Origin of the sequence: Pedobacter sp. (assembly GCF_035566355.1) — a bacterium.
GTDB lineage: Bacteria > Bacteroidota > Bacteroidia > Sphingobacteriales > Sphingobacteriaceae > Pedobacter.
Genome location: NZ_DATMRL010000140.1, coordinates 1 through 4,970, shown reverse-complemented (window position 1 = coordinate 4,970; position 4,970 = coordinate 1). Strand labels below are relative to the sequence as shown.

Below are 4,970 nucleotides of genomic sequence, written 5' to 3'. Positions count from 1 at the left end.
AAAGCAGCAATATTTAATTTTTTAGAGGTTTTAGCCGGAAAATCAAACAAAAGAATCTCATCTATCGGCGCTTCCTTCTCCCCTGGCATCTGGTATTTATACGTTTCCAGAGTAGGCCGCCCTGCACTTACATTATTGATCACCCACAGGTCCTTTACCTTTCGCGAATCTTCCCTGTTCAATACAAAATATCTTGAGTTTGGCGACCACAACACATAAGCACTCCGTCTTTTTTTGTTGTTCTTCTCATTTTCTTCATTATTCTCCCCATCTCCATCACTACCATAAGCGTAAAATTTAACACCATCCTTAGTCAGCTGATGTTCTACGATGGTACTGTCCTCCTCATTTTTAACGGCCTTCAGGTAATTGGCTTTGTCCATCCAGTACAAATTGTAATTCCGGCTAAAGACAATGGCGGAAGAATCAGGAGCTACAGAGCCCCAGCTTGGTTTAGCCTTTGGCTTGGAGTAATTTGGAACCTCCGTCAGTTTGGCCGAAGCAATATCATAATTGAAAGAAAAGATCTTCTTCTGCATAGAATCTGCATCCTTTTTATCTTTTCTGTCTTTTTTCAATTCATCAATTGTACTCTTCAATTCAAAAGTGATGCTCTTCTCATCTTTAGAGAATTTAATCTCTTCAATAGGTAAATGCTGCGCATCAAATGGATCCCTCATAATATTGGTGATTTCCGCAGCCAGGTTGGCCAGATTGAATATCGGCTTCTTCGTCCTGCTTGCAGGATCTACCAGATACCATTGTTTACCGTTCGGCGTCTCATAAACATACCAGAAACGATTGCTTAGCTTTAACCAATGCGGATCAACTGTGGTAGAGTAAACGATTTTTTTCAATTTATTAGGTGAAAATCTGGAGGCGAGCTGATAGTTTGCCTTTGGTGGATCAGTAGTTTTCTCCGTTAAAGTGAATGTTTTGGTTTGCGCTGAAACGTATTGCAAAGCCGTTAATGCAAACAAAGCCGAAAAGTAGAGTTTCTTCATTTAGAATAATTTATAAAAGGCCTAAATTATTGAATTATTAAGAGCCTTCGGCGGCGAAATTGTAATAAATAAGATATCTTTATAGTTTTGTAGCAAATCTATATATATGAAGCAGTATTTCTTACCTATTGCAGCCGCTGCAGTTATTTTAACAGCGGGATGCCAGTCAAAATCACAAACAAATTCAAACGCTCAAAGCACCAAAGACAGTACTGAACAAACACAAACAAGCGCTTCTGTCCCTGTTGAAGGACAGAAAATCGATGTGTCCAAGATAAAGCCAGCAGATGCCAAGACCATTTTAGCACGCAAGCAGGTCCCTGTTTTATGTTATCACCAGATCCGCAACTGGAAACCCACAGATGGAAAAGTTGGTAAAGATTATATTGTTGAAATACAAAACTTCAAAGATCAGGTTAAACTACTGGCCGACAGCGGGTACCATTCTATCCTGCCAGACCAGCTATATGCCTACCTGAATACAGGCGCAGCACTTCCAAGCAAACCCATCATGTTCACCTTTGATGATACCGACATGGATCAGTTTACCATTGCAGCACCAACTTTGAAGAAATATGGCTTTAAAGCCGTTTATTTTATCATGACTGTTTCTATCGGCAGAAAAGGAAAATTCGTAGATTATATGACCAAAGAACAGATCAAACAGCTTTCTGACGAGGGCAATATCATCGGAAGCCATACCTACGACCATAAAAACTTCAAAAAATATCAAGGTAAAGACTGGGAAGAACAACTGGATAAACCGACTAAAAAGCTGGAAGATATCACCGGAAAAAAAATGACCGAATTTGCTTATCCTTTCGGTTTATGGAATGCCGCAGGTTTTCCTGAGCTGAAAAAAAGAGGCTTCAGAATGGCGTTCTCCCTGGCCGACAAACGCGATCAGAACGATCCTTTGTACACCGTCAGAAGGATTATTGCCAGCGGCTACTGGAGTCCAAAGACCCTGCACAACAGCATAAAAAACAGTTTCTAATAACTGATTCATTTAAATATTCAAAAAAAAAGGCGGAACAAGTTCCGCCTTTTTTTTGAATAACCATTTGACTAAACAATGGCCTTGATCTGGTATTCCTTTTGGTTAAAGCTAAATAGCTCATTGACCTTTTTCCCAGTCATCAGTTTCCCTACCGGCGATGCCGCAGATATAGCGAAATAAGTTTCCCCTTCCAGATTCATTTGTCCGGCACTAATACTGATGTAAAAAACACCATTGGATGTATATACCAAGCTGCCATTTCTGATGGTTTCACTAACCGGCACATCCTTGATAGAGTGAAGGAGTTGCAAATTCTGCTTCGCATCCATCAGTAAACTCTTATTTCTGGTGATGTCCTGCTGCATCATTTCCCTGGTGGTCTCAAACTTGTCCCCCGCACTGCTTTTGGTATCATCATTGCTGGCCTCCTGAGCCTGAAGCAATGCAGTTTCTGCAGTATGAATCCTTTGCTCAATAAAATCAGCACAAAGCTGATACAGTTTCTCTTTGATCTGATCCATATTTTACTCTTCTACCCACCTTACCTTATTTTCTATAGGCGTTCTTTTTGCAGGTCGGGCCTCTTCATTATGGTATCCCATATAAAAAAGGCCAAAGCACTTTTCATTTTCGCCAAGCTGCAGAAAATCACCTAAGTCTGAAATCATTTCGGGAGAACTCCAGTAAGCCCCCACATTCAGCGCCTCTGCTGTCAATGCCATATTCTGCACTGCGCAGGCCAGGGCAGCAATCTCCTCCCAGGCCGGAAGTTTGTCGGGATTCAACTGTGCATTGATCACAATAACACAACTCGACTGTCTCACTTTTTCAGTGACACTATCGTATTTTTTCTGGAGAAAAGAAGCTGCAGGTGTATTTTCTTTATACAAGCGGGCAAGCTGCTCTCCTAATTTCCATTTTCCTTCATTTCTAAACACAACAAATCTCCAGGGCTCTGTTAATTTATGGGTCGGCGCATAATTGGCACTCTCTAAAATCTGGCGGATTACGTCTACCGGTATCTCCTGGTTGGTGTAACTGATTGGAAAAATACTTCTCCTCCTTTTGATAATCGCATTTAATATATCTATCTCTTTTTCCATGAATCTTTTTATACGTGTAATACGGAGCAAAAATAGCACTTATCCGGGCTTAATTGTTTGCCTCCCGTCATTGTTTCAGATCTTCATCTTTGCGAGCTGTTTTTTTACCTGTTTGGCCCGGCCAAAAAAAGCAATACTCTCCTTATCTTCCAGATGATAAATTGTTTGCAGCAGTTCGTCTTTAATCCAGGGATATCTTGGGGCCAGATTCGCCAGCGCCTGCATACAGTGCACCTTTGTGGCCACCAGAACCTGTTCATCGATCAACCAGGCGAACAAAGTATCCACCAGTGGTTCCAAATCCGTTTCCTCCAATTGTCTTTCAGAAAGACCAATGACCTTCTTACCCGTAAAAAACGCTGCAATCTTTCCGTAATGACGCATACAGGATGGATTATCTTGTCTTGCAAAGCCCCTAAGGAAATGATCCAGATGCGGCCCAATGCAAGGATAGTTTACAAAACTATATTCCAGGATCCAGGCAAATCGAAAAGCGACGTCCTTTTTTGAAAAGAAAGTAAGCTCTATCAGATCATCAATAGTAAAATGGCCATCAGGGTCTTTAACCAGGAATCTTTCCTCTGCAATGGTGGTAAGAATATCTACCATCCGGCTCTCCATAGACACACTCAGTCTTTCTATCAGTTCATTTTTGGTCACAGCATTAAAATTTTAAGAGATCAAAACTACCGAATCAGAATCATTTTATAAATTTATAACTACCTTTGCGGCTTATTTTTCAGTATTATGATTTCAGTTTCTAATTTATCGCTGCGTTACGGAAAACGTACCTTATTTGAAGATGTTAACTTAAAATTCACCCAGGGCAATTGCTATGGTGTTATCGGAGCTAACGGAGCAGGTAAATCCACCTTTTTAAAAATCCTTTCAGGCGAAGTTAATCAAACCACCGGAAGTGTTGCTTTTACACCCGGAGAAAGAATGGCCGTTTTAAAACAGAACCATTATGAGTTTGATGAATTTCCGGTAATTGAAACGGTGATGATGGGACACAAGGAATTGTACGACATCATGAAAGAAAAAGATGCCATTTACCTGAAAGAAGATTTCACCGATAAAGATGGTGAACGTGCAGGCGAACTGGAAAACAGATTTGCCGAAATGGACGGATGGAATATGGAAAGCAATGCAGCCACCATGCTGAGCAATCTTGGAATTAAAGAAGATTTACATTATAAACAACTCAAGGAAATTGACGGTAACCAGAAAGTACGTGTTCTTCTGGCACAAGCTCTGTTTGGCAATCCGGACATCCTGTTATTGGATGAGCCGACCAACGACCTGGACATCGATACGATTGCCTGGTTGGAGAATTTCCTTGCAGATTACCAAAATATCGTATTGGTTGTATCCCACGACAGGCACTTTTTAGATGCTGTATGTACGCATATTGTGGATATTGACTTCAGCAAAATGAGTATTTATTCCGGTAACTACACCTTCTGGTATGAATCAAGTCAGCTGGCATTAAAACAACGCAGTGACCAAAACAAGAAACTGGAAGAGAAAGTAAAAGAACTCCAGGAATTTATCCAGCGTTTCAGTGCCAATGCTTCTAAATCGAAACAGGCAACTTCCCGTAAAAAGGCGCTAGACAAAATTGACATTTCGGAGATCAAAGCTTCCAGCAGAAAATACCCAGCCATTTTATTCAATAACCTGGGCAGAGAAGCAGGAGACCAAATCTTACAGGTAGAAAATTTATCGCACAGTGCCAATGGGGAAGTGATGTTTAAGAACATCAATTTCATGGTCAATAAAGGTGATAAAATTGCCATTTTATCTCAAAACAGTTTAGCAACTACAGCTTTTTATAACGTGTTAACTGGTCGTGAGAAAAAC

Annotated in this window: 6 protein-coding genes; 2 read left to right on the top strand and 4 right to left on the bottom strand. The window is 40.6% G+C overall.

Translation table 11 applies throughout. The features are described from left to right. On the bottom strand, positions 1-1,004 hold a 1,004-nt coding region (locus tag VNZ46_RS05525), incomplete at its 3' end, for a DPP IV N-terminal domain-containing protein (RefSeq protein ID WP_325559120.1). 106 nt (positions 1,005-1,110) lie between these two features. Here VNZ46_RS05525 and VNZ46_RS05520 point away from each other — a divergent pair. Further along, positions 1,111-2,001, top strand: coding sequence for a polysaccharide deacetylase family protein (locus VNZ46_RS05520; RefSeq protein ID WP_325559119.1), 891 nt, complete (start codon positions 1,111-1,113; stop codon positions 1,999-2,001). Between the two features lie 71 nt (positions 2,002-2,072). On the opposite strand, the gene VNZ46_RS05515 is transcribed toward VNZ46_RS05520, so the two are convergent. The 3 genes from VNZ46_RS05515 to VNZ46_RS05505 all read right to left on the bottom strand — a co-directional run bounded on the left by VNZ46_RS05515 (position 2,073) and on the right by VNZ46_RS05505 (position 3,767). Beyond that, complete coding sequence (locus VNZ46_RS05515) at positions 2,073-2,525, bottom strand: 3-oxoacyl-ACP synthase (RefSeq protein WP_325559118.1); 453 nt, start codon at positions 2,523-2,525, stop codon at positions 2,073-2,075. A gap of 3 nt (positions 2,526-2,528) precedes the next feature. Continuing rightward, positions 2,529-3,107 (bottom strand): nitroreductase, encoded by a 579-nt coding sequence (locus tag VNZ46_RS05510; protein ID WP_325559117.1) that lies wholly within the window; start codon positions 3,105-3,107, stop codon positions 2,529-2,531. Between the two features lie 75 nt (positions 3,108-3,182). Further along, on the bottom strand, positions 3,183-3,767 hold the full coding sequence (locus VNZ46_RS05505) for a hypothetical protein (RefSeq protein WP_325559116.1): 585 nt from the start codon (positions 3,765-3,767) through the stop codon (positions 3,183-3,185). A gap of 87 nt (positions 3,768-3,854) precedes the next feature. Here VNZ46_RS05505 and VNZ46_RS05500 point away from each other — a divergent pair. Then, positions 3,855-4,970: ABC-F family ATP-binding cassette domain-containing protein (locus VNZ46_RS05500; protein ID WP_325559115.1), on the top strand; the 1,116-nt coding region annotated here is incomplete at its 3' end.

What these genes read in the sequence shown, in the direction of transcription:
- VNZ46_RS05510 (WP_325559117.1), bottom strand. Translation starts at nt 3,107, where the DNA reads ATGGAAAAAGAGATAGATATATTAAATGCGATTATCAAAAGGAGGAGA.
- VNZ46_RS05515 (WP_325559118.1), bottom strand. Translation starts at nt 2,525, where the DNA reads ATGGATCAGATCAAAGAGAAACTGTATCAGCTTTGTGCTGATTTTATT.
- VNZ46_RS05520 (WP_325559119.1), top strand. Translation starts at nt 1,111, where the DNA reads ATGAAGCAGTATTTCTTACCTATTGCAGCCGCTGCAGTTATTTTAACA.